The sequence below is a fragment of the Paenibacillus sp. PvR133 genome (assembly GCF_017833155.1).
Taxonomy (GTDB): domain Bacteria; phylum Bacillota; class Bacilli; order Paenibacillales; family Paenibacillaceae; genus Paenibacillus; species Paenibacillus polymyxa_B.
Genome location: NZ_JAFIBS010000001.1, coordinates 4,529,286 through 4,552,368, shown reverse-complemented (window position 1 = coordinate 4,552,368; position 23,083 = coordinate 4,529,286). Strand labels below are relative to the sequence as shown.

Sequence of the window (23,083 nt, the reverse complement as noted above, 5' to 3'; positions counted from 1 at the left end):
AGAAGGTAAATGGTAGTTTTTAGTCCAGAAATTCAGAAAATTCAGGAAACTGCAGAACATAAAATACAAGAACGTATACAGCACATAGATCATATTGTAGATTCAAATCAGTGGAAGGTAATTCAGGCATTCCAGCGGAAGCAAGTGAGCGATTTTCACTTTGCGGGTTCTACGGGATATGCTTACAATGATCGGGGACGTGAGGTGCTGGAAGAAGTCTATGCGGATGTGTTCGGTGCGGAGGCAGCGTTGGTGCGTCCGCATTTTGCCTCGGGTACTCATACAATTGCCACTGCTTTATTTGGTGTGCTGCGTCCAGGGGATGAACTGTTGTACATTACTGGGAGACCTTATGATACCCTCCACAAAGTGATTGGTAAGCCCGGCGACGGAACAGGATCATTGCAGGATTTTGGTGTTACTTATGGAGAAACCGTACTGACAGCGGAAGGTAAAGTGGACTGGGAAGCGGTGGAGGCTGCGATCTATGCCAATACCAAAGTGATCGGTATTCAGCGTTCACGCGGTTATGATTGGAGAGCTTCGTTTAGTGTAGCAGATATTGAAGAAATGACAGCACGTGTGAAGGAAATAAAACCTGACGTCATTGTCTTTGTTGACAATTGCTACGGTGAATTTACCGAGAAGCTGGAACCTACTCAGGTAGGTGTCGATTTGATGGCAGGTTCGTTGATTAAAAATCCCGGTGGTGGCATTGCAGAAACGGGTGGATATATCTGCGGCAAACAAAAGTATGTAGAGCTAGCATCCTACCGATTAACTGCACCTGGAATCGGTGGAGAAGTAGGTGCCATGCTAGGTACTACACGAGGCATATTTCAGGGACTATTCCTTGCTCCAACACTGGTTGGGCAAGCGGTTAAAGGGAGCGTATTCGCAGCTGCGGTCTTTGAGGAGATGGGATTTGAGACCAAACCTGCCTGGCATGAAGAGCGTACGGATTTGATTCAGGCTATTTCTTTTAGTGGACCAGAGCATCTAATTGCTTTTGTACAGGGCATTCAGCGTGCAGCTGCCGTGGATAGCCATGTGGTGCCGGAGCCGTGGGATATGCCGGGTTATGAGCATCCAGTTATCATGGCTGCAGGTACGTTCATACAAGGGGGAAGTTTGGAACTATCTGCGGATGCTCCGATTCGTGAGCCTTATATTGGTTACATGCAAGGGGGCTTAACCTACTCTCATGTTAAATTTGGAGTGCTTATGGCTCTGCAAACGATGAAAGAACGTAAATTATTGTGAGTTTTTCTAACATGTCATTGACACTTTGCATCAGCTAAATGTACAATAAGGTGAATAATAGATCACTGGAAGGTTGATGACAAATGGGCGACGAAATTCGCAGAAATATGGCCTTATTTCCAATAGGTATTGTCATGAAGCTAACGGACTTGTCAGCACGTCAGATTCGTTATTATGAACAGCATAACTTGATAGTTCCTGCCCGTACATCGGGAAACCAACGTCTTTTTTCTTTTAATGACGTAGAGCGTCTGCTTGAAATTAAGGCGTTGATCGAGAAGGGTGTTAACATTGCGGGAATTAAACAAGTCATGAATCCGGTTACCAAGGAATCGGAGGAAGCTACGGTTATTACAGCAGATACGGAAGTCAAACGCCGTGAAATGTCCGATACTCAGCTTCACCGCTTACTGAAACAACAACTTGTTGCAGGCAAAAGACCAGGACAGGTATCCCTGATCCAAGGCGAATTATCACGGTTCTTCAATAAGAGATAATGCTTTGACTTACCTCCTGGTATAAGGTCGCTTTACTTTAAAACCTGGTCTCATCATTTAAGTAATTTATAGAACAGCCGATTCGTATATAGTCGTTACAGAAAGGGAGAGGTTAGAGTGAGTTATAGCAGAGAAGATATCCTTCGGATTGCGAAAGAAGAAAATGTTCGTTTTATTCGTTTGCAATTTACAGATTTGCTGGGCACTATTAAGAACGTTGAAATTCCAGTTAGTCAACTGGAAAAAGCATTGGATAATAAAATGATGTTTGACGGTTCTTCCATAGAAGGTTATGTGCGTATTGAAGAATCTGATATGTATTTATATCCGGATTTGGACACTTGGGTTGTATTCCCTTGGGTAACCTCGGATCGTGTAGCTCGTTTGATCTGCGATATTTACAAGCCGGACGGAGTTCCGTTTGCAGGCGACCCGCGGGGTATCTTGAAACGTGTACTTAAGGAAGCAGAAGAGTTGGGATATACTTCGATGAATGTCGGACCAGAGCCTGAATTCTTCTTGTTCAAAACGGATGAAAAAGGCGAGCCAACTACAGAACTGAATGACCAAGGCGGGTATTTTGACCTGGCTCCGATGGATCTAGGTGAAAACTGCCGTCGTGAAATTGTACTTAAGCTTGAAGAGATGGGCTTCGAAATTGAAGCATCTCATCATGAAGTTGCACCTGGTCAGCATGAGATTGACTTTAAATATGCAGATGCAATTAAAGCTGCCGACCAGATTCAAACGTTCAAGCTCGTTGTTAAGACGATTGCTCGTCAGCATGGTTTGCATGCTACCTTTATGCCAAAACCTTTGTTTGGTGTAAATGGCTCCGGTATGCACTGCAATCAATCCTTGTTTAAGGATAATGAAAATGTATTTTATGATGAAACGGATGAACTCGGATTAAGCCAGACAGCCCGCCACTATATGGCTGGTATTCTTAAACATGCACGTGCAATGGCAGCGATCACGAATCCAACGGTAAATTCCTACAAACGTCTCGTACCAGGTTATGAAGCGCCTTGTTATGTGGCTTGGTCTGCAAGCAATCGCAGTCCAATGATTCGGATTCCCGCATCTCGTGGTCTGAGCACTCGCGTCGAAGTTCGTAACCCTGACCCGGCAGCGAATCCTTATTTGGCCTTGGCAGTGATGCTGAGAGCTGGTTTGGATGGTATCAAACGTCAGTTGGCTCTGCCAGCTCCTATTGATCGTAACATTTACGTAATGTCTGAGGAAGAGCGGATTGAAGAAGGCATTCCAAGTCTGCCTGCAGACTTGAAAGAAGCTTTGTCTGAGCTTATTCGGAGCGAAGTTATCTCTGACGCACTGGGCGACCATGCTCTGGCCTACTTCTATGAGCTTAAGGAAATTGAATGGGATATGTATCGCACCCAAGTGCATCAATGGGAACGTGATCAATATCTGACTCTTTACTAAAATGGGAATCCCTTGGCGCTCTAAGCGTTGAGGGATTTTTTTTTGTGTGTGTAATCCATCCGTCATTTGAGACTAATTAGTTCTCCCCACAATCTCCCCATAAAAAAATATTATTGAAGAAGACTCCCGGTAAAAGACTCATATTTCTCCATGCTATTCATCTCTATTTTTTTGTAGATGTGTGCATAAACGTCGGCTGTGAAAAAATTTCAAACTAACGTTGAATGCAAATATGTGTTGGATGCCTTGAAAGTCTTAGAAAATGAAGTCATTACACTCGGGTATACTGGCTCTTCTAAGCTACTCACACTCCAAAGTGACGAGTCGAGTTTCTACATTGTTCTTCCTTATAGGTGGCTGGTTAGATGAGTAAATACTATGCGAGAAAAATGATTTTTACTACTTACTACAGCGGCAGTCGGTCTTTGAAGATTAAGGAAGTTCGTTTGCTGGAAGCTATGGATGAGAGACAGATTTCTGTTTTTGAAAACGTGAGCAGTGACATTTTGGGAGTCGCCGCCAAACAGCAAGTGCCTTATGGATGTGGGTAATTTGAGGATTGAAAACAGATAGTAGAACTTACAGGAATATAACCAAAAGTCCACATGTTAAAAAGAAGAACCCAAAGAGAATCGAACAGAGCCTCTAAATTTCATGTCATCAATGTAAGCATCACTTGGTTCTGAGTCACCTTTGATCTTCCAGGCTTCGTTTGCACGCCATCCCCAAGTGGGATTTCGTTTACTTAAAATACCAAGCGAGAAAAAAATAATCGCAATAAGAATAAGCATGAATCCCATTGGATCAGCCCCTTTAAGTAAACTATACCAAAAAAGAACGACAGATGGAAAGTATCGTCCCTCAAGGACGGATAGAAGAAAAATAAGAGGGCTTTGCCCTCCATCTGAAGGTGTAATTTTAATCTGAATAGGCAACCGCGTTAAAACTTTCTATTCCTATTCGGGTGGCATCCGCTGTGCAAAATAGATATAAGGTATACACCAATTCATTTGATAGTGGTAGAGGGACATTGTAATCGGAAGCATTAATGGTGACGACCTGCACAGCGTTGGGATTTGCCTCGGAGACACTAACAGAGTAAAGGGCATAAGCAACAGGAGAGTCGAGAGTGCCTCTAACAATAGAAATAGCAATAACGGAGTCAAATGGTGGAGTAGTGGGAAATGAAAGCTCAGCAATCCCTGATAATTGTACACGCATATTTTCCCCAGCGCCCGTCACGTCTAAGCCAAGCTCTGCGATGGCTACAGGAGTATTGGCTGGCAAGGGAATTGAGATTGTATTACCATAGCTTGCATTTTGAGATGTTCGAGCATCTAACAATCTAGTCATTATCTCATCTCCTTTTTGATAGTTTATGCAGAAAATATTCAGTGTTGAGGGCTTGGTGAGCACGCTTTGTGCTTAACTACAACATGAAGCCGACAAAAACAATTTTTACTGTGACACGGTCGATTGGTTTGGAATGATCTTGTTGCTAAAGGGTTAGCTACAAAACGAGGCGGATGGGATGAGAAAAGTGCATATTTTCGCCTGACATATGAAGATGCGAAGACCGTTTATACAAAGCCAATGCCATGAAAGTATTTTGGAGCATTGCATTAAAAAGTTTTAAACCCATAGGGGACAAGAAGGAGGGGCAACCCTCCATAAGGGAGAGAGACACATGATACTACACGGCAACAACATAGAGGTAATGCCTACGTTGCCAGCCGGAACGTTTAACACTTGCGTTACCAGCCCCCCTACTGGGGATTGAGGGATTACGGCTTACCCACCTCTGACTGGCCCGAGGTAACCTATACGCCTATGCCGGGCTTGCCGCCTATAACTGTATCAGCATGGACCGGATGTTTGGGATTAGAGCCAACGCCGGAAATGTTTGTCGGTCATATGATGCTGGTATTTCGAGAGGTATGGCGATTGCTGAGAGACGATGGCACGCTTTGGCTTAATTTCGGGGATAGCTACGCCAGTTCTGGTGTTAAACGGGATGAAGGACTGAACGAGCGCTGGCTTGGCAAGCACTATCTATCCGACAAGCAGGCCGAATCAGACCGGCATCGTCCAAAACGTAGCCAGCCTGCAGCACTGAAGCCAAAGGACCTGATTGGCATAGCGTGGCGCGTAGCATTTGCACTACAGGCGGACGGATGGTACTTGCGAATGGACAACATATGGGCCAAGCCTAACCCGATGCCGGAAAGTGTCGGTGACCGTTCAACCAAGGCCCACGAGTATATGTTCCTTCTGGCCAAGTCGGAAAAATATTACTACGACAAGGAAGCTATCAAGGAACCGGGCGTACAGGATGAATGGACAAATGGGTTTAGAGGCGGTGCTTATACAGTAGGAAAAACGTTTGATAACCAGGACGGAGGTAAGCGGACTGCTCGAGGGAATTTCAAAGTACCTGCAGGTTGGGATACAGAGCCGGGATCTCATGGAACGATTCACCGGACGGGCCGGAGCAAGTCAAACTCCTTCGCTCGTAAAGTGAAGGAATCACCACTACCAGGACAGCCGCAGCAGCACCGACCGGATTGAGAACCAGTCGAGTACAGCGGCATGAGGAATAAGCGGAGCGTATGGACAGTGGCGACACAGCCTTTTCCAGAAGCGCACTTTGCCACGTTTCCTGAAAAACTCATAGAGCCGTGTATCTTGGCAGGCGCTCCGGTGGGCGGGTATGTCTTTGATCCGTTTGGTGGATCTGGAACGACTCGCAAGGTAGCGCTAGAGAACAACAGAGAATGCATCATTATTGAAATGGGGGCTCAATACGTGGAGATTGCAGAGCGACGGAAAGCGGTTATACAGCAGCAGTTATTTTAAGGGGCTGGCATAGCCTCAGGGATACTGCAAAGTGAGAGGGAAGTAAAAAAGGAGAGCTGTGAGCTCTCCATAGGGCAAAATTACTCAGGCATGATCCAAACGATTTCGGCGATGCGGACAAAAAACTTCCGATGCCTTTCTTCCAAAATTACATGATCTTGTTTTACATTGACGACACATCCGTCGAGTCTACCGCGAGTGGTCTCAAGAATGACAACTTTTCCAACTAGGGACATTAAAGCTTCAACAACGCAATGATCTACAGGATTAACCATCATAGTATGAGGCATGTGATGCATATGAGGCATGTTGGGCATATAAGACATGTTAGCCATGTGATGCATTGCAGGAAAATTATCCAAAAAATTACCTCCCAATTAGTTATACGTCATCCTATGCTGATGCCTAGACAATGAACTAGGCGGTTGCCCAATTGTGAAAAAAGGTTAAGCAATTAGTCGGAGTTTTGGCACACAAATAAAGGGGCTTAGGCCCATTAGGAGAGATATACATGTCAACACCCGTTGAACGCTGCCCACATTGCGGTAATGAAGAGGGATTTTACACTAAAGATTTTTCTTCCGGGGCAATTAGAACCCGTTATAACTTTGACGGAACTGAGGCAGATAACACTGAGCTATACAGCGGGTTACGACACAAGATGGGAAAGAAAGCCCATTGTTCTAAGTGTGACAAGGTTGTTTTCGATATGTCTGAATATGAGGCATAACAGCCCCTATATAAGGAGCGATAAGCATGAGAGATATTAAATTCCGTGGTAAACGGCTTGTTAACGGCGAATGGATTTATGGTGTGCCTGTATTTGATGGGGATAAGGCTTGGATCGTAAAAAGATTCGGTGACAATTTTAGCGCGGATGAGGTGCATCCCGAATCAGTAGGTGAATACACAGGATTAAAGGACGGAACCACTGACGAAGAATGGTATGAGGGTGATATTTTTGCTCCTGATTTTTCCCTCCGACAGGCAGAAGTCAAAATAATCTGCTATGACACATACCAAGGCAGATATAAGGCGGTTCCATTGAGCTTGTATTTAGAAAATGCAGGGAACGGTGGATGGACTGGATTTGATATTAAGTATTGGAATCAAAGGCTCGGCAACGTACACGATAACCCGGAGCTGCTACAGCCCCTAGGGGAGGAAGAACAGTCATGAGCCAAGCACAGCAGATTCAGGGGCGGAAAGTCAAAATCATATCTTCGAACCACCTGCGAAATTGGTATGCAGACAAGATCGGACAGGAGTTCATTGCTCATAGCCATTGCAGTAGAAATAAAGACAATATCATTGTCCGTACAACGATTGCCCAAGCAGGTTGGAAATATGGATGGATAAGATCGAAAGATTATGTGTTTGTAGATCAGAACTTGGCATCCCAAGGAGGCGGTAAAGGTGAGTATCAATATGTAATTGATACGTTGAGAGCGGCAAAGACAGTTTTTGTTGCTCAGGATAAGGACGGTATCGGTCTGGCGATTGACCCAAATAACGCAATCGATTTGATAGACTCACTCCAGCAGCAGACAGTGGAATACCGAATGACGATTGAACGCCAAGGACAGGAAATGATCCGATTACAAGGATTGGTCAATAAGCATCTTCAAGAGGTTGGACATCTCTGTGAGCAGATAGCAGAAAGGGACCGCAAAATAACCTGGCTTACTAACGAGTTAGGGGAGTAACCACCAATACAATACTTTCCTGCACTCTGACGGAGCGTTGGAAGGATGATAGATATATGAGAACAATCACTATTAATGGGCAATATATAATCCTTTATGGAGTATGTGCAGAAATTGAAGGGCGTGCAGTCGGATATGACAGCATAGAAGACCGCGTCACGATTGTTGTAGGCGAAGAGGAAACGGAAATAACGACCTACGCGGATAATGTCAAAAGGATGGACCAGGATTAAACCAATACAGGGTGTACCTATATGAATGTAACCTCTCCTCTATAGGTGCGCTCCACACGAATCTATAGAGGAAGAGGATATGCTGGAGTATACCAACATGCTGCTAGCTGGTATAGCGCCATTATACAGTCTCTCTTCTATTAAATAAATGTCGTGGGACTTACTTGGAGAGTTAAAAATACTTCACACGGTGTAGGTCCTACACCCACTAAGGGAGGATATATATGGATTCCAAAATTAAAGTGAAGTCCGTAGCAGAATTCCAGGTATTCAACCACGATAAAACAGTCTTACTATGCGAAGTTGGCGTAGGCGATGAGTTGCTTGCAGAGCTTTATGAACCAACGGGAGAATACTTCGCGGAAGACAGCAAGGGTAGAGAGGTTTATATAGGCAGGATAAATCAGGAAAAGAAGCTTGAAATAGATGAGAATTTTGACTTATTCCTACCCACATGAAGGATTTATAAATGGCTAAGACAGTAATAGTCCATAGATTTTATGAAGGTGAGAAATGTGTTTTGATGTCCGAATGGTATGAACCAATGAACATGGAGCAGTTGAAAGAACGAGCACTACAGGCTATTGAATGGGGCTACGGTGATCCAGACATTGTTACAGACACCACAGGCCGTCTTGTAAGGCTTAAAGAGGATGGGGAGGAACAACATACAACATTGACAGATAAAAGCACGCTCGATAGATGCGGATAATCTACCGGAGTGGAGATAATGGGTGAGTGTTTAAAATTGTAGGAACATAAAATTTAAATAAATTAATTAGACCTATTCCTATTTACCTACTTTAATATCTATATCCTTTTGTCAAGGGCTAAATGATGTTTTAAATGTATTTTATTATTTGGAATATATGGTACTATAGATATGGCGATACAACGGGGTGAGCTTAGATAGTCACCTCTTAATGGATGGCCTAATGCGCACCTCGTTAGCTCGATACGTCGAAAAAATCTAACAAGAGGTGTATTAAATGAGAAACTACATTAAGTTCGGTATCATATCTTTTTTGATTGTCAGTTTGTTTGCTCTCGGAGTACATAACAATATGATTGTCGTTACTTCGGAACAATACTGGACAATTCTTGAGAAGTTGGTTGAGTTGGGAATGACTCTGATGATCGGTGAAGTTTTTCGCGGTTTTTTTGAGAGCCCCAGAACTTAAAGCTTTTGGGGCTAAGCCCCTTTCCCTACAACCTACAACTTTTTTATCTATTATATAAATGATTGAGTAGAGAAAAAATTCAAATTGTTTAAAAAACCATAATTTCATATTGCTTAAAGAACTATAATTTAACATTGTTAAAAATTTACTGCTAAGAGACGTTTAGTAGCGTCTCAGAACCCCTAGTTTTCTCATTAATGCACCCGGCGTATCGATCGGGGGAATGTGTGATGGGCAGCATAATCCCCCGATATTAATTTATAGGAGAGTTCGGGGACGGGAATTTGGTTGAGCTGATAAAAAACGTTCAGTTTATAGATGAACGAATCAGGAGTCAATTTCATTATCCTAAAAACCTGGAATATCTTTAAATCATGAGGCAAGTGAGCCATTAAACAACTGTGAAACGAAACTTCGAGAGAATAAATAGCTGATTGCAGATTTTTAATCACTTTCATCTAGCTATATTGTTATAAAAAATTAAAGAACCATTTAATGTTAAATTACATTTTGAAGGGATGCATGTTTATGGGACTTGCACAGTCTGTAATTTTAAGCGCCCAATCTGATAATGATTCTACCGAGACACAGAAAATAGTCCAAGTAAACTTTTTTGATGATGTAGATATAGTAGATATAAGAAAAACAAAGTGGCTGCTAAATAAATACACTGATTTAATAGATGTAATCAAAAACTATGAATACTCACTTCAACAGTTGGAAAATGGTATGGCTGCGTATGATTTGCTTTCGGCGGAAGGATCGGTTGCCAAGCGGGTTTCTGGACAAGAATTGACAGCAGATGTGACAGCGAATGCCGTTCTACTAAAAGACCGGCGCCATGTGAATTATAAATTTTATGAATTCCTCACGAATAACATTAAATTTGCAATAAATAATATACGCGATAAACATGAAGGGTTGATTGCAAAGTTGCTGTTTCTGGATGGAATGAAGTACCTCAAAGCACAACAATATTTAGAAAAGGGATATCGTAAGGATATACCAGGCATCTCAGCGACTACGTTTGCAGACAAAAGACGTAAGGCCATAGAAAGCATAGCAAAAAGTCTTAAAGTTAATCGAACATTGGATTTTGTCACCATCGACTATAGGCGGGGTCGAAACAAAGAAGGTGAAATTGGACTTAGGATGCCAGAAGTAAATTAGACCGTAAGGGCTTAAGCCTTTGCGGTCTTTATTGTAGGTGTCTAGAGTTCTAGACTGAAAAATAAAGTAATGGTCTTGACAATGCTTCATTAAGCTAACGGGCAGGATCGTTGCAATATATGGTAATATTACATTGAGAATAAGTTACCTAGGTAAACAAGGGTATCATCTTTTATGTAAAGGAGAGGAGTATGGTTATGGTTAGTAAAGAAATAAGGGACATAATTGAAAATTATCTTGAAGTATACAATTCATTTGAAATTGAAAGAATGGTTGAATTCTTGCATAAGGACATAATATTCAGGAATATTTCCAATGGAGAAACCACAACGGAGACCAGAGGAATACAAGCATTTAGGGAGTTGGCAGAACAGTCGTCAACGATGTTCTCCAGCCGTCGCCAGACAATTACCGATTACAGTGTTATAAATGACAAAGTAGAGGTCGGAATCGATTATGAAGGTATTCTTGCCGTAGATTTTCCTAATGGATTAAAGAGTGGGGATAAGTTGCAATTAAAAGGAAAGTCAACATTCGAGATTAAGGAAGGAAAAATCTCATTGATTGAAGATTACAGTTGAGTACACCACACGTTTTTTAAGCTAACGGGAAACGCTAGTTGAAATCTGTTCATTGAGAGGAACGTTGCATAAATGAAAAACAAAGTTATGAAGATTATTGCTACCACTGCATCTATTTTACTTATTATTGGCGTTTCAAGTGCCTTGAAAAATAATGTTGATTTAAAATCCAAAAAAGAAAATGGAATCTTTGAAAGCAGTCCTGATGCACTCGAAGATACACTAACTTGGGATTTAGCGGGTGATAAAGTGGACCCTGAAAAAGATTATTCTGTGACAGTTGGATATCCGCATATTAAACTTAATGCAAAAAATACTGGAGCACACTCTTTTAGGGTCGAAGTACAGCACAACAGCAAGAATACGGTTATTTTTAATGCAAGCGTTGCAGCAGACGCAACAGTAGAACTTGTAAATAATGATAATATGCCACTTGTTCCTTCAGGCGCTTATACAGTGACTATTTATGGTGGGACAGGTCTACCAAAAGGACAAGTTCTTCTTACACAGTCAAAAGCACCATATTGAAGAGGCAGAATTTGTTCCTATCAAAAGTCGAGTTGTCGAGGGACAAGAACATGTCCCATTGAATGTCGCTATTTTAGCGGCTTTTTTATTTTATCGATACAAGTTCTTGTCCTTCGCTCGGGACAAAAACTTATACCGATTGCCGAAATGGACAAGAGCCTGTTCCAATTACTGATTAGATATACATTTAATAAGTTACTTTAGCTCATTAAGCTGACGGGCAGTTTAGTTCAACAAGTAATCTTATTCAAAAAAAACATATTAAACAGTAATTTACTAATATCATGAATTTATTTGTAACAAATTTACTTCTCCTATCGTTGAATAATTAGGATCGAATAAAGATAGGAGGGTTTATTTGAAGAATACAGTCTTGTTATTCATTATGACACTAACTCTTATATGTATAGTTGGTTGCACGGGTGTTCAGCAAAAAAACAAAGACCTTGAGGGAGAGAAACCACCAAAAGTTCAATTTCAGATTGACAAACGAATGTACAAAGCAAAACTCGGCACATATTGCTGGACAACGTCATGTGTGGATTCAGCTGGTCCAGTTGAACTTTTAAAAGGAAAAGAACCGATTCTAGTAAAGCCTGGTGTTGTTGTGAAATTCATTATGAATTATGATCCCCAACCGAATAAATTTCATGTCGAGCAATTCTATGAAGGAAAAATTACAGAAGTTTTATTGAAAGAAAATAGTTTTCAAGCTCCTACAGAAAAAGGGACATATTTTTATTCATACGGGGTATGGTGGATGGACGAAGATGTAGAGAACCAATCTCGTGGTGATGCATTTTATAATTTTGCTTTAAAGGTCACCTAGAGATTAAGATAACTGACAGAACACGATGGTATCATTAAACTATCCTGCCCTTTAAGCTAACGGGCAGGATAGTTTAATATTAATGTGATAAATGTTAGGATGGTAGCAAAAAGGAGCGCGTAATGCCGCTTTATTAGGAGGAAAGACGTTAAATGAGAGTCTTTTTTTACAATCCACCAAAACTGAAACCTTCAACTAAACGTATTGAGGTAAAAGATGAACAAGAGAATGTAGTCTGTACATTTCGACGAGTTTATCCGAATATTCTAGTGAAATGGTGCAATTTTATTTTCGATTTTGACTGGATCGCGAGAGTAGAGGTAAGTTCCACAGAAGGTCATTCGATATTTCAATGCACGAAAAAGACACCCTGGTTCGGCAGACCCGAATATTTCGTTAATCGCAATAAAACTCAAGACACTTACCATATAACCTACACCACATGGCAAAAGATTGCTCCAGAGTTTAAGGTCACTTATCAAGATCAAGAGTATGTGATAAAAAAAGATCTATTAGATTCGGCAAAGTTCATGCAATCGGACAGAGTATTGGCAAGATGGCAAATGAAACCGAGCGATTGGTTTAAAGCTCGACTGGAAATTGAAGCCGATTGTCCCATACAAGAGCCTGAATTTTTTGTGGCACTGTTTCAAAACATCTTCTATATTGGTGATTGATACAGTGGAGTATACATATACAGTTTTTGAATTTAGTTCAACTAACGAGGAACGTTAGTTCAATGGAACAGCGACAGTCTAGGACTATTTTTCGTCCTTGGTTGTCGCTGTTTCAATTTCTAAGCTCAGTCCACTACTTTATTTTCTCCTGACAGTAGGGACTATATAAATCCGTAGTAGGTACGAAGTAGAAAGGATTTACACTTTATTCAGGAACAAATTAAAACTATTTTAGGAGGAGCACGAATTATGTCTACACAACCACGTTTCGCATTTCTCAGCTCTGACGGTATTTTACACTTACACGATGAAGAACATGCAGCTCAACACGGAAAGCATGTACAGACATCCTTGACGGATGATGAGAGTGGATATCCAGTCATTGAGGGTGAGGGTGTTGTCTACTACCCGCGAGAAGACAAATCTTATATCAAGGGCAATAAGGGTGACGGTAAGCTCATTCCTACACCGCCAGTGCTCAAGCAGCTCGCAGCAGAACTTCTGTAATTAATGAACGTGGTGGCGGAAGAGAGACGCACTTTGTCGGGGTATTGCTTGGGTGAAAGGCCCATGGATTTATCGGTATGTCCCACACGCCCGAAGAGAGCCGATATACAGGGGAGGATGGCCCTTGTCCACAACTACAGTAAAATATTGGAGACAGGAATCAGAGGGTAATATAAACCCGGAGAAAGAAGGATGTCCATATAAAGCCCATTCCGGGCAAGGCGGATTAGCGGTAGCCGCATGTTATAAATTACCGCTAAAAACAACCGGCAGTGCTCACCGATAAATGGGCGCCTCATAAAAACAGTCGATGGCCTTCTGCGGGGGCTCGTGCTGGGTACACGCCTAATGAAGCGTGTTGAAACCTAAGCATCATCGGGTGTTTATATGATTTTAATGACTGCAAAGCAATGATCTGTTAATCTTGAGTTTAGAGGTGATTTGATGAAAACAACTGAGTATATAGCAATATATGCTGCGATAATTGCAACTTCAACGTTTATTTGGAATATTGTTATCTGGAGGCTCAATAAGCGAAAATTGAAACTGGAATGCAGGTATGTTGTTATGAGAGGGACGAACGAAAGCCCATATGCAGGGGAATTTATTGAATATAAGATTTTAAATTTATCAGATAAACCCTTGCGTGTGGATAGTATTTCAGGGACTATCAACACACCTGAAGGGAAAGGTTACTTTTCATTAGCCAGTACTGAAATTCCTCAGACAATTAATTCAATGGACTCTTACTCCATATTTAGACCAGCACCGGATATTTTTAATAAATGGTTGAGATCGTTGTATATTGTGGATTCAGTAGGAAGAACGTATAAAATAAAAACTTATACATTGAAACAGTTAAAGAGAAAGGGGGAAACTTACCCTTGCACCTATGGAGATTCTGAAAATGCTCTAGCTTATAACCCTCCTTTGCAAGAGATTGATTAATTACACGACTTAAACAGAAAACCGTAGCTGAATGATAGTGGAATGGTGTTATATTATACATATAAAAAAATCTATCTATAACCACAAGCGCTAACTGAAGCGCTTTTTATTTTGTTCAGGAAACTTTTCCTTAGCTTCAGATAAATTATCAAAAAGGGGTGAATAACAAGACATGGGACGAAAAAGAGACCCAAAACGGGACGAAGCATTTGATCTGTACAAGGCCAGTTCTAGTAACATACGTCTCACAGATATAGCCTCTCAACTTAGTGTATGGTACGGTAAGAGGATGGAAGGCAAAAGATAAGTGGGAGAGTTTACTTGCTGGAGAAGTGGAATATAGGGAACGTTCCAATGGAAATGGAGCGTCTCATAAAAAAGGAGCTCCAAACGAAGATGAAGACCCAATAGTATATTCGGATGAGCTTTTTCTGAAAGCCGTCCAAATTGTAGCCGAGGCCAAACAAGCCTCGGTTTCTTTATTGCAGCGAAGAATGAGGATAGGTTATAGCAGAGCAGCACGATTAATTGATGAAATGGAGCGGCGCAAACTCATCGGTACATATAAAGGTGATAAACCGAGAGAAATATATGCTACCCTGCTAACAGTTGATGCGCTCTTTAAAGAGCTAAAAGTCGCTGCTCCAGAAATACGGAACGTTCCGAAAAAAATACCGGAACGTTCTAATGATATGGAGCGTTCCAAAACAAAAAAGAGCGTTCCAGTAATTGAAGAGAAGCCAGAGCCGGAGATTCCAGATGAAGAGGGGTTAACAACGAAACAGCGGATTTTCATAATGGAATACCTCAGAGATTTCAACGCGACAAGGGCGGCAATGGCTGCTGGATATAGTAAGAAAACAGCATATTCAATTGGATGGGAATTATTGAGGAAACCTGAAATTAAGGCTGCGATACAGAATTACAACGAATCCCTTATGGATGGGGTTGGTTTAAATGCTCAGCGCGTTCTAATGGAGTACATGAAAATTGCCTTTGCAGATATAACGGACTACGTGGAATTCGGTCAAAAGGAAGAGGATGTTCTTGGCTTAGAAGGAGATCCCGTGTTTGATCCTGACACTGGAGAAACGAAAAAGTACAGATACAATTATGTCTCTTTTAAGAATAGTGATGAAATTGATGGAACTCTGGTTTCAGAAGTCAAGCAGGGTAAGGACGGAGTGAGTGTAAAGCTACACGACAAAACCAAGGCATTGGACGTGCTAACTAAATACATGGATCTGCTTCCAGACAAACATAAACGAATGGTTGAAGACGAGAAACTTAAGATGCAACGTGAGAAACTTGAGCTTGAAAGGGCAAAGGTCACGGGAGAAGGCAATACAGAAGACGATCTAATTGACGAGTGGGTAGAGGCGGTGGTAGGTGATGAAGCAGAAGGACTCGCCGGAGACGAAACGGAGGCTTCAAGCATTCAAGATACGGATTCCTGAGTACCGTAAGAATCCTATATTGTTCTGTCAAGAAATGCTTAATTTCTATCCTGATGATTGGCAGGCAAGCACTCTAATGGATTTAGCAAATAATCCTCGTGTTTCAGTTCGTTCAGGTCAGGGCGTCGGGAAAACAGGTTTAGAAGCAGCGACAGCTTTATGGTACCTGTCTTGTTTCCCATATCCAAAAGTGATTTGCACAGCTCCTACAAGACAGCAGCTACATGACGTGTTATGGGCTGAGATTAATAAGTGGCAATCTAAAAGTCCGGTGCTGAAACGAATTCTGAAATGGACTAAGACCAAGATATATATGAAGAACTATGAGGAACGCTGGTTTGCTACAGCACGGACAGCTACCAAGCCTGAGAATATGCAAGGGTTCCATGAAGACTATATGCTTTTCATTGTGGATGAAGCTTCAGGTGTTGCCGATCCAATCATGGAAGCTATATTAGGTACGTTGTCGGGTGAATTCAATAAAATATTGATGTGCGGAAACCCGACAAAAACGTCGGGTGTTTTTTATGATTCACACAATAAGGACAGAGCGGATTATAAAACACGCAAGGTATCCTGCTTGGACAGTCCGAGAACCAGCAAGGATAATATCGCCATGCTCAAGCGTAAGTATGGTGAAGGCAGCGATGTATGGAGAGTCCGGGTTGAAGGTGAATTTCCCCGTGGAGAGTCGGATACATTTATTTCGTTGGAAGTGGCTGAATTTGCAGCTAAAGAAGTGAAGCTGGAACCCACTGGAGATATGTTAACTATAGGCGTTGACGTTGCACGGTTTGGTGATGATGAAACCTCAATGTTTGCTGGTATAGGACCAAGAATTGTAGGGGAACACCATCATTTCAAGAAAGACACAATGGTTACTGCGGGATGGGTGATTAACCTGGCTAAAGAGCTGCATGTTGCTCATTCATATTTGAACCGAATCAGAATAAGAGTGGATGATAGTGGTGTAGGCGGAGGAGTAACGGATCGACTAAATGAAATCGTAGCTGAAGAAGGGCTACCGTATGAAATCATACCAATTAACAACGGCTCTTCTTCATTAGATGAGCACTATGGAAACCTAGTTACTGAAATGTGGGCATCTATTAAGGAACAATTGGAACAGAATATGAGCAATTTCATAAATGGAGATCCAAGTGTTCTGCAGTTACCCGACGATGATGTACTAATAACCCAACTTACAGCACGTAAATGGAACATGACCAGCAAAGGTAAAATGCTGCTTGAAAGTAAGAAAGATATGAAAAAGCGTGGGCTCAAGTCACCAGACAGAGCTGATGCTTTTGTTTTGACATTTGGAGAATATTTGATGGAGCCAGATACACATATTATGCTTCCTTCAATAGGTAGTGTGGTAGTAAAAAGATAAATTGACGAATAAATATTGTTTGGCAAGGCCGCTATGATACAGCAGGGGAACTGGACTCAGGTCAAATTAACGGGATTAATCCTAAGCTGAATCTGGGTATTCTGCCTATGCCTATCAGTGATGACGCAGCTGCTGGTGACAAGCTAACTAGGTGGTCAATAATACGTCTTTGGTTAGAGCTGGGGCTAAGGAGTTTTTGAAGCAGCTGGTAACATCCGAGCAGGGAAAACAATATATCACCAAGGAGTTCAGGTTCATTCCGGCGTACAAAAGTATCAAAGGTACAGAGGCTGATATGGGCCAACTGGGTGTCGAAGCAGTGAAATATGCCAGGAAAACAAACTGCTCGTTTAAGTGCTATCTTGGAGAAGCGAAGCAAGAATTCGGAAGTCAGATATAGGCCAATGTGGTAGGCAAGTCGATTCCGCGTAGCTGTTTGAGGATTTCCAGTGCACGTAAGGTAATTTGAAAGAAAATAATTAAAAGAGAACACTGATAAAGCCTTCGTATGCCAGTGAGAATTTATGGTCCTAAACCTACGAAGGCTTTTATTGTATTCCCAATTATGCAACTATAAAAGAAGAACTAAAGGATATTTGCGTGGAACAGGAACGAAGAGGGTAGAATGGTGCTGTACATGCGGAACGGTCACTTTAAAAGCTTTAAAGCTTTCCTACGAAAAGCTTGCTTCGGAAGCATGGATTTCTACCCTATTGAGGCTTTATTTCAAGAAATTCGCTGCGATAGGCTGTATTTTGAGTAAATGCCCGCGAATAGCAGGGAACGGTTCATACTGTACCGTTCAATCGGGAGACCGCCATAATGATGGTGGAAGGCACCCCTGATTATTCTGGTTTTATCGAGTACGGGTCAGCTCTATTAACTCGATCACATGTTAGTTTAACTTCGTTTCCTGCTCTTCTTCTCTTAAGTTTGAGACTGCATCCGTGCCTGCGTATCCCGCCATTGAATACATGAGACTTGTTCCTTTACTGGTTTTAGCAATTACAAAATAATAATTATATCCATTTTTATATAATGGATTTGTATCAGTAAAGGAAGTACCTTTTCCGGTATACAGTGTGTCGGATCCAGTATAGTTGGATCGAACTAACTCAAAACTATAATCGCCTGTTAGTCCGACATTTGACCAATTTAATTTTATAGAGGGACCATTTGTTATCTCAGGTGTAGCGAATTTTCTTATGATTGGAGTCCTTGCTTTTGTTCCATCCTCATACTCTGTTACATAAATGGTATAGGTGGTATTTTTCTTTAGCCCATCAACATCCACCCTCCAATTTTGTCCATAACTGGAATGAAACTTTTGTCCAATGTTTTTTTGTGTTGATCCATCTGCAAATGCTCCATACAAACTTATTGTTACATAAGTACCTGGATACTGTGTATCAAATTGACCAGAGATAGAGGCTGATGATTCCGTGATAGAAGTAACAGAATTATTATCCATTGCTGCATCTACCTTAGAATTATTCATGATAACTCCAAACGTGAGAATAAATAAATATGTTAGTGCCTTGCATATTATACTTTTGTTTTTCCTCATTTTTCTTTTACCTCCTTCATTTTTGTTTATTAACCATCTTCGTCCCTAATTTTATTATTCTTTACAAATGCTTAATTTCCCTTCTCTTTTTTACAATTAATTCAATTTAGGGCATGGATAACGAAGATCAGTGAAAAAAAACAGCTTTGGGAGCGTATATAGAGGGTCAGGAAACTTTTCCTGATCTTTTTTGGTTGTTTAGGAGTTCAGCAGTATCTTCTAAAGGAGGTTGCTATGGCGAGAGTAATCATTTTTCTAGTAGAAAATCAGTAGTAAATCTGAATAAAACTGATGTTATTCTGTATTCATAGAAGTTTGACAAGAAAGGTGGTGAAATCTTGAAATGGTATCATAAAGCCATATATTCATTTGCGAATGCTGTTCTTCCAGTATCGGTAAAACGACAGATGACGGGTATAGGCAGGACGACAGTCCCAAAGAACTCCAACCCGTGGGGGATATTTAACTGGCTACCTAAGAAGCATCAACAGGCTCACAATATTGACCTTACTAAGTTGCAAAGCTATACGGCAGAGGAATTGCTGGAGCTATTGATATCTGTTCATCCAGACGTATCCTATGCTCTATACACATACTTACGTATGGGAGATACCGAATTAACATTTACAGCTAAGAAGCCAAACGGAAATGCAGATAAGAGTGGACAACTGGTGCTGGACGAACTGAAGGCCATGCTGAATACACCGTTGCCTTCGCCGGGATATCAACACGGACGGTCGCTGGAAAAGTTGGACACCATTCAGCGAATGATGATTATGGTTCGTGGCGCTTGTGCTGAACGAGCAGTGTAATGATGTAGTTGATATTATTCCGCTTGATCTATGTTGCAACACATTATTCTAAATCGTAAAGTATGTTTGTACGAGAAATGTCTATTGGTTCGTTTACAGGTATGTTAAGAAAATACTTTAACTGCCATGTCTGAGTTTTCTGAGCCTGAAGGCTTGTAGGCGCGTCCCATGGTGGATAAATACGTATTGCTCTTTTACCACCTTCACCTTTGTTTGATAATATTTTATGTTTAATCAGAATGGATTTTGGGAATACAAATTGCCCCAAGCTACTGTCTTTACGTGCACTAATAACCAAAAAGTCGATTGGATCTGATACGTCATAGGGTTGTATTGGTCCATCCCCAATTCTCTTATATATAGTCACAAATTGCCCGATCTTTTTTGGAGTTGTCTTTGCAATACGGAATCGTATAGAGTGGCATTTAAATTAAAGAAGTAGGCCCCATAGTCAGCGTTTTGTTTTTCTGGAATTGGTCCAGTACATTTAAAATTGCATGGATTATAAACTGAAACTTTAGCGGCAAGCAGGTCGGTATGAATCTTATCAGATGCTGTCCAAGAATTTTGGCCACCAGAAGATATTTCTTTGTTAACCATTGTTATTTATTCTCCCCCATATATAAAACCGTTGTTTAACGTAGCATTCACTATATTAATGTAACCGCAGATGGTTCACAAGTTTGTGTATATTCTGCCTAGTATAAATAAAAAGGGAGACGCGTGAACGTCTCCCCAATGACAATGGGACAGACAACGAATAGCAAGAGACACTACTACAGCGCGAAATAGAGTTCGTAGAGGGTATCCTTGATCAATGGTATAGTACCGAAAGATTGTTAAGGCTGGTATAGCTCAGTGGGTCAAAGACCTACAGGCTAGAAATATAAAAATGCAGATAGTGCAGAATCTGGATCGGTTGATTGAAACTGGATATAAGCTTCAGAAGGATGAGCTGTAATAATGCTAACACGATAGAGTCAGACCTATGCCTATTTTCCCAAGATGAAGTCAACAGCCCAATCTTTTTGGTTAATTGCACAATAAGCTACTTTGACTAGACTTTGGAGGTGATCATTAAATATGTTTCGACATTATTATTGGCAAAAGAAAATGCATCGGAGAAAATTTAGAAGATGTGTAGTTAAAAAAGTCAAAGTTTTACCGAAAGTTATTGTTAAAGGGATCCGAGGACCTCAAGGACCTCAAGGACCTCAGGGACCACAGGGACTGCCGGGTCCACAGGGAGTTCCAGGCGCTCAAGGCCAGCAAGGGCTACAAGGTTTTCAAGGAATTCCTGGACCAACAGGACCAGCAGGAGCAGTAGGTCCAGCAGGACCAGTGGGACCGGCAGGAGCGATAGGACCAGCAGGACCAGCGGGAACGGTAGGGGCGGTAGGACCAGCAGGAGCAACGGGGGCAACAGGGCCTGCAGGCGCCGGGATATCAGACTTCTTAAGTGTTTTCCGAGCAGATCCTGGTACGGGAACTGACACAGTTCCGGGTAACTCACCAATTACCTTTACTGGAGTTTTGGCTAATGTTGGTGGTGCATTTACTTTCACTCCTCCATCTCCAACGATAACAATCAACGAAACGGGGAGCTATCTAATAGATTTTACAATTCATAACCAAGGCAATGCTGACTTTAACCTTACCGTAAATGGATTCCCTGTTACCCCAGTTCCTTTCACGGGTAACGGTGGCGGACCAACTTCGGCAGAAGTCATTATTACTGTAGGGGTCGTTCCTACAACTATTCAATTAGTAAATGCAAATGCAACCCCAGCCCAACTTCATAACTTTACCAATACTACTCTTACTATATTAAAGTTGACTATTTAAGCCATTCTTAATGATATATAGAACATTATATGTAGCCGCTTTAGAAAAGATTGTACGATTTCATATCGTCAGTTTGTCTAATTACACTCATAGTAAGCAGACGTATTTATGGGGGGGATTGTGTAGCATGGCAAGAGAACGTAGTGGTAGTAATAAGATCCATTAAACATTACCACTACTCCAAAGCCTATCTTTAAAGTTAAAATGGAAAATCCGTAGTAACATGGTAAAAAGCAATGATATTATTCAGACATAGAAATATGAATGCTAAGAAGGTCAGGAAACTTTTCCTACCTTCTTTTTTTGTTGTGACAAAATAGGAACTATTGCTTTGATCCGTCAGATACGACAACTCATGAGCGGCAATCAATATAAATTTTCTTTTTCGATTGGTCGCGAAAAATGGGAAGCTACAGAAGAACGGGCCGAGGTTGATTGGCCTAAAGTTTAGGCATTGCATCAAGTCGCTATCTGATCTTGGTTTCTTCGCAAAGTAAATTAAGAAGCATACGCAATCATGAAGTGACCCCTGTCAAGCAGACAGCTATCAAAAAGCAATAATTAAGCAGCCTGAGTCCTGTATTCATAAGGAGTCAGGTTGTTTAGTTTCTCTTGAAAGCGTTCATGGTTGTAGAAATGGATATACTTCTGGATGGCATGCTCCACCAATTGAGCTGAATGGAAGGAGTGGAAATAGAAACACTCGGTTTTAAAATGACTGAAGCAGTTCTCTATACATGTCTTGTCCCAGCAGTTCCCTTTCCGGGACATGCCCTGTATTCCGTATCGCTTGAATAGGCTGGTATATTGGTGAGAGGTATATTGAAATCCTTGGTCGCTATGCAGTAACACCTCGCGCGTCCTGTCGTTTCCTTGCCTTTTTCACCGTATCTAACACCAGGCGCAAATCTTTCTGCGGCTGATCTGGTAGGCAACCATTACGTTGTTAAGAAGATCCTGAATCGCGGAAAGGTAGAGTCTCTGTCCATTGAACATAAGGTAAGTGATGTCCGTCACCCACTTTTGATTCGGCTGGTCAGCCTTAAACTCCCGGCTCAGATTATTGCCAGAAACGACGTAGGCTTCTTTCTTGCCATAGTAGTACGATGCTATGTCCCTTACTAAGCAATTCTTGGATCACAGCAAACTTTTTACTCTTGGGTACAGCAACCATTCCTCCTTTTACATTTGCAAGAGCCTTTTTAGCATTTCATTTTCCGCTTCGAGGCGTTTCAGCTTGACCTCCGGATATTCGGGTCGTGTTCGAGGTCTGCCGATGCCTGGTCCTTTTGCTTTGCCTCGTTTTTCCTCTAGACCATTAACTAACTTATCTTCTCTTAGAAAAGGAAACCAGGATCGGCAAGAATACATGGATATGGCGTATATCTGAAGCAATCCATGATTTAAACAAGCGAATCCCAAGGACTATCGGATTAACAGAAAATGATGATGTATACTTTCCAAATATTGAACAAATCTTTGAAGTTTACAAAAATGACAAGAACAAAATATTTAACGAGCTTCACTTCATCGAAGCAACTTTCATTTAGCATTATAATGAGGCTAAGAGTCTAAAAGAGGGGCTTA

General features: G+C 41.4%; 34 protein-coding genes. 27 read left to right on the top strand and 7 right to left on the bottom strand.

All coding sequences use genetic code 11. The features are described 5' to 3' along the window. The first annotated feature begins 9 nt into the window (after positions 1-9). The 4 genes from JOE49_RS19870 (at position 10) to JOE49_RS19850 (ending at position 3,757) form a co-directional block, all read left to right on the top strand. Positions 10-1,263 carry a methionine gamma-lyase family protein gene (locus JOE49_RS19870; RefSeq protein WP_209942591.1) on the top strand — a complete coding sequence of 418 codons (1,254 nt, stop codon included), beginning with the start codon at positions 10-12 and terminating at the stop codon, positions 1,261-1,263. 83 nt (positions 1,264-1,346) lie between these two features. Further along, positions 1,347-1,760: a MerR family transcriptional regulator gene (locus tag JOE49_RS19865; RefSeq protein WP_007430683.1), complete on the top strand. Its 414-nt coding sequence runs from the start codon at positions 1,347-1,349 to the stop codon at positions 1,758-1,760. A 117-nt stretch (positions 1,761-1,877) separates the two neighbouring features. Beyond that, entirely contained in the window at positions 1,878-3,206 is a 1,329-nt protein-coding gene (gene glnA, locus JOE49_RS19860) for a type I glutamate--ammonia ligase (protein ID WP_013310575.1), read from the top strand. A 365-nt stretch (positions 3,207-3,571) separates the two neighbouring features. Then, entirely contained in the window at positions 3,572-3,757 is a 186-nt protein-coding gene (locus JOE49_RS19850) for a hypothetical protein (RefSeq protein WP_068942649.1), read from the top strand. A 57-nt stretch (positions 3,758-3,814) separates the two neighbouring features. Here JOE49_RS19850 and JOE49_RS26525 read toward each other — a convergent pair whose 3' ends face one another. Together JOE49_RS26525 and JOE49_RS19840 are read right to left on the bottom strand one after the other, a co-directional pair. Beyond that, on the bottom strand, positions 3,815-4,141 hold the full coding sequence (locus JOE49_RS26525; RefSeq protein ID WP_245248443.1) for a DUF6199 family natural product biosynthesis protein: 327 nt from the start codon (positions 4,139-4,141) through the stop codon (positions 3,815-3,817). Next, on the bottom strand, positions 4,125-4,559 hold the full coding sequence (locus tag JOE49_RS19840; RefSeq protein WP_209942589.1) for a hypothetical protein: 435 nt from the start codon (positions 4,557-4,559) through the stop codon (positions 4,125-4,127). The genes JOE49_RS26525 and JOE49_RS19840 overlap by 17 nt, the downstream gene beginning before the upstream one ends. A 396-nt stretch (positions 4,560-4,955) precedes the next feature. Between JOE49_RS19840 and JOE49_RS19835 the strand changes: the two genes are divergently transcribed. Together JOE49_RS19835 and JOE49_RS26520 are read left to right on the top strand one after the other, a co-directional pair. Further along, positions 4,956-5,774 (top strand): DNA methyltransferase, encoded by an 819-nt coding sequence (locus tag JOE49_RS19835; RefSeq protein WP_245248442.1) that lies wholly within the window; start codon positions 4,956-4,958, stop codon positions 5,772-5,774. 21 nt (positions 5,775-5,795) lie between these two features. After that, positions 5,796-6,062 carry a DNA methyltransferase gene (locus tag JOE49_RS26520; protein WP_245248441.1) on the top strand — a complete coding sequence of 89 codons (267 nt, stop codon included), beginning with the start codon at positions 5,796-5,798 and terminating at the stop codon, positions 6,060-6,062. 80 nt (positions 6,063-6,142) lie between these two features. On the opposite strand, the gene JOE49_RS19830 is transcribed toward JOE49_RS26520, so the two are convergent. After that, the gene (locus tag JOE49_RS19830; protein ID WP_348635876.1) at positions 6,143-6,424 is read right to left on the bottom strand and encodes a DUF2642 domain-containing protein; all 282 of its coding nucleotides are present in this window, start codon (positions 6,422-6,424) and stop codon (positions 6,143-6,145) included. Between the two features lie 149 nt (positions 6,425-6,573). Between JOE49_RS19830 and JOE49_RS19825 the strand changes: the two genes are divergently transcribed. The 19 genes from JOE49_RS19825 to JOE49_RS26980 all read left to right on the top strand — a co-directional run bounded on the left by JOE49_RS19825 (position 6,574) and on the right by JOE49_RS26980 (position 17,672). After that, positions 6,574-6,792 carry a hypothetical protein gene (locus JOE49_RS19825; protein WP_209942587.1) on the top strand — a complete coding sequence of 73 codons (219 nt, stop codon included), beginning with the start codon at positions 6,574-6,576 and terminating at the stop codon, positions 6,790-6,792. 26 nt (positions 6,793-6,818) lie between these two features. Then, positions 6,819-7,241: a YopX family protein gene (locus JOE49_RS19820; RefSeq protein WP_209942585.1), complete on the top strand. Its 423-nt coding sequence runs from the start codon at positions 6,819-6,821 to the stop codon at positions 7,239-7,241. Beyond that, a complete protein-coding gene (locus tag JOE49_RS19815) occupies positions 7,238-7,768 on the top strand; it encodes a hypothetical protein (protein WP_209942583.1) in 531 nt (176 codons plus the stop codon). Before JOE49_RS19820 ends, JOE49_RS19815 begins: the two co-directional genes overlap by 4 nt. Positions 7,769-7,824: 56 nt before the next feature. Continuing rightward, positions 7,825-8,001, top strand: coding sequence for a hypothetical protein (locus JOE49_RS19810; RefSeq protein ID WP_209942581.1), 177 nt, complete (start codon positions 7,825-7,827; stop codon positions 7,999-8,001). 224 nt (positions 8,002-8,225) lie between these two features. After that, positions 8,226-8,459, top strand: coding sequence for a hypothetical protein (locus JOE49_RS19805; RefSeq protein WP_209942579.1), 234 nt, complete (start codon positions 8,226-8,228; stop codon positions 8,457-8,459). 62 nt (positions 8,460-8,521) lie between these two features. After that, positions 8,522-8,713: a hypothetical protein gene (locus JOE49_RS19800; RefSeq protein ID WP_245248439.1), complete on the top strand. Its 192-nt coding sequence runs from the start codon at positions 8,522-8,524 to the stop codon at positions 8,711-8,713. A 277-nt stretch (positions 8,714-8,990) separates the two neighbouring features. Further along, positions 8,991-9,182 (top strand): hypothetical protein, encoded by a 192-nt coding sequence (locus JOE49_RS19795; protein WP_209942575.1) that lies wholly within the window; start codon positions 8,991-8,993, stop codon positions 9,180-9,182. Positions 9,183-9,710: 528 nt separating this feature from the next. After that, the gene (locus JOE49_RS19790) at positions 9,711-10,352 is read left to right on the top strand and encodes a hypothetical protein (protein WP_209942573.1); all 642 of its coding nucleotides are present in this window, start codon (positions 9,711-9,713) and stop codon (positions 10,350-10,352) included. A gap of 197 nt (positions 10,353-10,549) precedes the next feature. Next, on the top strand, positions 10,550-10,933 hold the full coding sequence (locus JOE49_RS19785; RefSeq protein WP_209942571.1) for a nuclear transport factor 2 family protein: 384 nt from the start codon (positions 10,550-10,552) through the stop codon (positions 10,931-10,933). 72 nt (positions 10,934-11,005) lie between these two features. Further along, positions 11,006-11,461, top strand: a complete 456-nt coding sequence (locus JOE49_RS19780; protein ID WP_209942569.1) for a hypothetical protein — start codon at positions 11,006-11,008, stop codon at positions 11,459-11,461. A gap of 358 nt (positions 11,462-11,819) precedes the next feature. Beyond that, on the top strand, positions 11,820-12,290 hold the full coding sequence (locus JOE49_RS19775) for a hypothetical protein (RefSeq protein ID WP_209942567.1): 471 nt from the start codon (positions 11,820-11,822) through the stop codon (positions 12,288-12,290). Between the two features lie 152 nt (positions 12,291-12,442). Further along, positions 12,443-12,967, top strand: a complete 525-nt coding sequence (locus tag JOE49_RS19770) for a tubby C-terminal domain-like protein (protein WP_209942565.1) — start codon at positions 12,443-12,445, stop codon at positions 12,965-12,967. 249 nt (positions 12,968-13,216) lie between these two features. Beyond that, positions 13,217-13,474, top strand: coding sequence for a hypothetical protein (locus JOE49_RS19765; protein ID WP_209942563.1), 258 nt, complete (start codon positions 13,217-13,219; stop codon positions 13,472-13,474). Between the two features lie 124 nt (positions 13,475-13,598). Beyond that, positions 13,599-13,760, top strand: coding sequence for a hypothetical protein (locus JOE49_RS19760; protein WP_209942562.1), 162 nt, complete (start codon positions 13,599-13,601; stop codon positions 13,758-13,760). 158 nt (positions 13,761-13,918) lie between these two features. Further along, complete coding sequence (locus JOE49_RS19755; protein ID WP_076158413.1) at positions 13,919-14,422, top strand: hypothetical protein; 504 nt, start codon at positions 13,919-13,921, stop codon at positions 14,420-14,422. A gap of 172 nt (positions 14,423-14,594) precedes the next feature. Next, complete coding sequence (locus tag JOE49_RS26515; RefSeq protein WP_245248437.1) at positions 14,595-14,729, top strand: phage terminase small subunit-related protein; 135 nt, start codon at positions 14,595-14,597, stop codon at positions 14,727-14,729. A gap of 25 nt (positions 14,730-14,754) precedes the next feature. Then, positions 14,755-15,879 carry a terminase small subunit gene (locus JOE49_RS19750; RefSeq protein ID WP_348635875.1) on the top strand — a complete coding sequence of 375 codons (1,125 nt, stop codon included), beginning with the start codon at positions 14,755-14,757 and terminating at the stop codon, positions 15,877-15,879. After that, positions 15,815-17,272 (top strand): DEAD/DEAH box helicase family protein, encoded by a 1,458-nt coding sequence (locus JOE49_RS19745; RefSeq protein WP_209942560.1) that lies wholly within the window; start codon positions 15,815-15,817, stop codon positions 17,270-17,272. Before JOE49_RS19750 ends, JOE49_RS19745 begins: the two co-directional genes overlap by 65 nt. Before the next feature lie 196 nt (positions 17,273-17,468). Next, positions 17,469-17,672 (top strand): hypothetical protein, encoded by a 204-nt coding sequence (locus tag JOE49_RS26980; protein WP_209942558.1) that lies wholly within the window; start codon positions 17,469-17,471, stop codon positions 17,670-17,672. A gap of 495 nt (positions 17,673-18,167) precedes the next feature. Here the strand turns inward: JOE49_RS26980 and JOE49_RS19735 are convergent, their stop codons facing one another. After that, a complete protein-coding gene (locus JOE49_RS19735) occupies positions 18,168-18,839 on the bottom strand; it encodes a hypothetical protein (protein WP_209942556.1) in 672 nt (223 codons plus the stop codon). 338 nt (positions 18,840-19,177) lie between these two features. On the opposite strand from JOE49_RS19735, the gene JOE49_RS19730 reads away from it, so the two are divergent. Further along, positions 19,178-19,651, top strand: a complete 474-nt coding sequence (locus JOE49_RS19730; protein WP_245248436.1) for a hypothetical protein — start codon at positions 19,178-19,180, stop codon at positions 19,649-19,651. 43 nt (positions 19,652-19,694) lie between these two features. Here JOE49_RS19730 and JOE49_RS26505 read toward each other — a convergent pair whose 3' ends face one another. Both JOE49_RS26505 and JOE49_RS26500 read right to left on the bottom strand, forming a co-directional pair. Continuing rightward, the gene (locus JOE49_RS26505) at positions 19,695-20,018 is read right to left on the bottom strand and encodes a MepB family protein (RefSeq protein WP_348635874.1); all 324 of its coding nucleotides are present in this window, start codon (positions 20,016-20,018) and stop codon (positions 19,695-19,697) included. Beyond that, positions 20,015-20,251 carry a hypothetical protein gene (locus tag JOE49_RS26500; protein ID WP_245248434.1) on the bottom strand — a complete coding sequence of 79 codons (237 nt, stop codon included), beginning with the start codon at positions 20,249-20,251 and terminating at the stop codon, positions 20,015-20,017. The genes JOE49_RS26505 and JOE49_RS26500 overlap by 4 nt, the downstream gene beginning before the upstream one ends. 483 nt (positions 20,252-20,734) lie before the next feature. Between JOE49_RS26500 and JOE49_RS19720 the strand changes: the two genes are divergently transcribed. After that, positions 20,735-21,496 (top strand): collagen-like protein, encoded by a 762-nt coding sequence (locus JOE49_RS19720; protein ID WP_209942554.1) that lies wholly within the window; start codon positions 20,735-20,737, stop codon positions 21,494-21,496. Positions 21,497-22,057: 561 nt separating this feature from the next. On the opposite strand, the gene JOE49_RS26975 is transcribed toward JOE49_RS19720, so the two are convergent. After that, on the bottom strand, positions 22,058-22,267 hold the full coding sequence (locus JOE49_RS26975; RefSeq protein WP_481856252.1) for an IS3 family transposase: 210 nt from the start codon (positions 22,265-22,267) through the stop codon (positions 22,058-22,060). Positions 22,268-23,083 lie beyond the last annotated feature (816 nt).

What these genes read in the sequence shown, in the direction of transcription:
- JOE49_RS19850 (WP_068942649.1), top strand. Translation starts at nt 3,572, where the DNA reads ATGAGTAAATACTATGCGAGAAAAATGATTTTTACTACTTACTACAGC.
- JOE49_RS19820 (WP_209942585.1), top strand. Translation starts at nt 6,819, where the DNA reads ATGAGAGATATTAAATTCCGTGGTAAACGGCTTGTTAACGGCGAATGG.
- JOE49_RS19825 (WP_209942587.1), top strand. Translation starts at nt 6,574, where the DNA reads ATGTCAACACCCGTTGAACGCTGCCCACATTGCGGTAATGAAGAGGGA.
- JOE49_RS26975 (WP_481856252.1), bottom strand. Translation starts at nt 22,267, where the DNA reads ATGTCCCGGAAAGGGAACTGCTGGGACAAGACATGTATAGAGAACTGC.
- JOE49_RS26520 (WP_245248441.1), top strand. Translation starts at nt 5,796, where the DNA reads ATGAGGAATAAGCGGAGCGTATGGACAGTGGCGACACAGCCTTTTCCA.
- JOE49_RS26500 (WP_245248434.1), bottom strand. Translation starts at nt 20,251, where the DNA reads ATGGTTAACAAAGAAATATCTTCTGGTGGCCAAAATTCTTGGACAGCA.
- JOE49_RS19865 (WP_007430683.1), top strand. Translation starts at nt 1,347, where the DNA reads ATGGGCGACGAAATTCGCAGAAATATGGCCTTATTTCCAATAGGTATT.
- JOE49_RS19815 (WP_209942583.1), top strand. Translation starts at nt 7,238, where the DNA reads ATGAGCCAAGCACAGCAGATTCAGGGGCGGAAAGTCAAAATCATATCT.
- JOE49_RS19795 (WP_209942575.1), top strand. Translation starts at nt 8,991, where the DNA reads ATGAGAAACTACATTAAGTTCGGTATCATATCTTTTTTGATTGTCAGT.
- JOE49_RS19735 (WP_209942556.1), bottom strand. Translation starts at nt 18,839, where the DNA reads ATGAGGAAAAACAAAAGTATAATATGCAAGGCACTAACATATTTATTT.
- JOE49_RS19770 (WP_209942565.1), top strand. Translation starts at nt 12,443, where the DNA reads ATGAGAGTCTTTTTTTACAATCCACCAAAACTGAAACCTTCAACTAAA.
- JOE49_RS19870 (WP_209942591.1), top strand. Translation starts at nt 10, where the DNA reads ATGGTAGTTTTTAGTCCAGAAATTCAGAAAATTCAGGAAACTGCAGAA.
- JOE49_RS19745 (WP_209942560.1), top strand. Translation starts at nt 15,815, where the DNA reads ATGAAGCAGAAGGACTCGCCGGAGACGAAACGGAGGCTTCAAGCATTC.
- JOE49_RS19755 (WP_076158413.1), top strand. Translation starts at nt 13,919, where the DNA reads ATGAAAACAACTGAGTATATAGCAATATATGCTGCGATAATTGCAACT.
- JOE49_RS19785 (WP_209942571.1), top strand. Translation starts at nt 10,550, where the DNA reads ATGGTTAGTAAAGAAATAAGGGACATAATTGAAAATTATCTTGAAGTA.
- JOE49_RS19810 (WP_209942581.1), top strand. Translation starts at nt 7,825, where the DNA reads ATGAGAACAATCACTATTAATGGGCAATATATAATCCTTTATGGAGTA.
- JOE49_RS26515 (WP_245248437.1), top strand. Translation starts at nt 14,595, where the DNA reads ATGGGACGAAAAAGAGACCCAAAACGGGACGAAGCATTTGATCTGTAC.
- JOE49_RS19790 (WP_209942573.1), top strand. Translation starts at nt 9,711, where the DNA reads ATGGGACTTGCACAGTCTGTAATTTTAAGCGCCCAATCTGATAATGAT.
- JOE49_RS19840 (WP_209942589.1), bottom strand. Translation starts at nt 4,559, where the DNA reads ATGACTAGATTGTTAGATGCTCGAACATCTCAAAATGCAAGCTATGGT.
- JOE49_RS19720 (WP_209942554.1), top strand. Translation starts at nt 20,735, where the DNA reads ATGTTTCGACATTATTATTGGCAAAAGAAAATGCATCGGAGAAAATTT.
- JOE49_RS19765 (WP_209942563.1), top strand. Translation starts at nt 13,217, where the DNA reads ATGTCTACACAACCACGTTTCGCATTTCTCAGCTCTGACGGTATTTTA.
- JOE49_RS19780 (WP_209942569.1), top strand. Translation starts at nt 11,006, where the DNA reads ATGAAAAACAAAGTTATGAAGATTATTGCTACCACTGCATCTATTTTA.
- JOE49_RS19805 (WP_209942579.1), top strand. Translation starts at nt 8,226, where the DNA reads ATGGATTCCAAAATTAAAGTGAAGTCCGTAGCAGAATTCCAGGTATTC.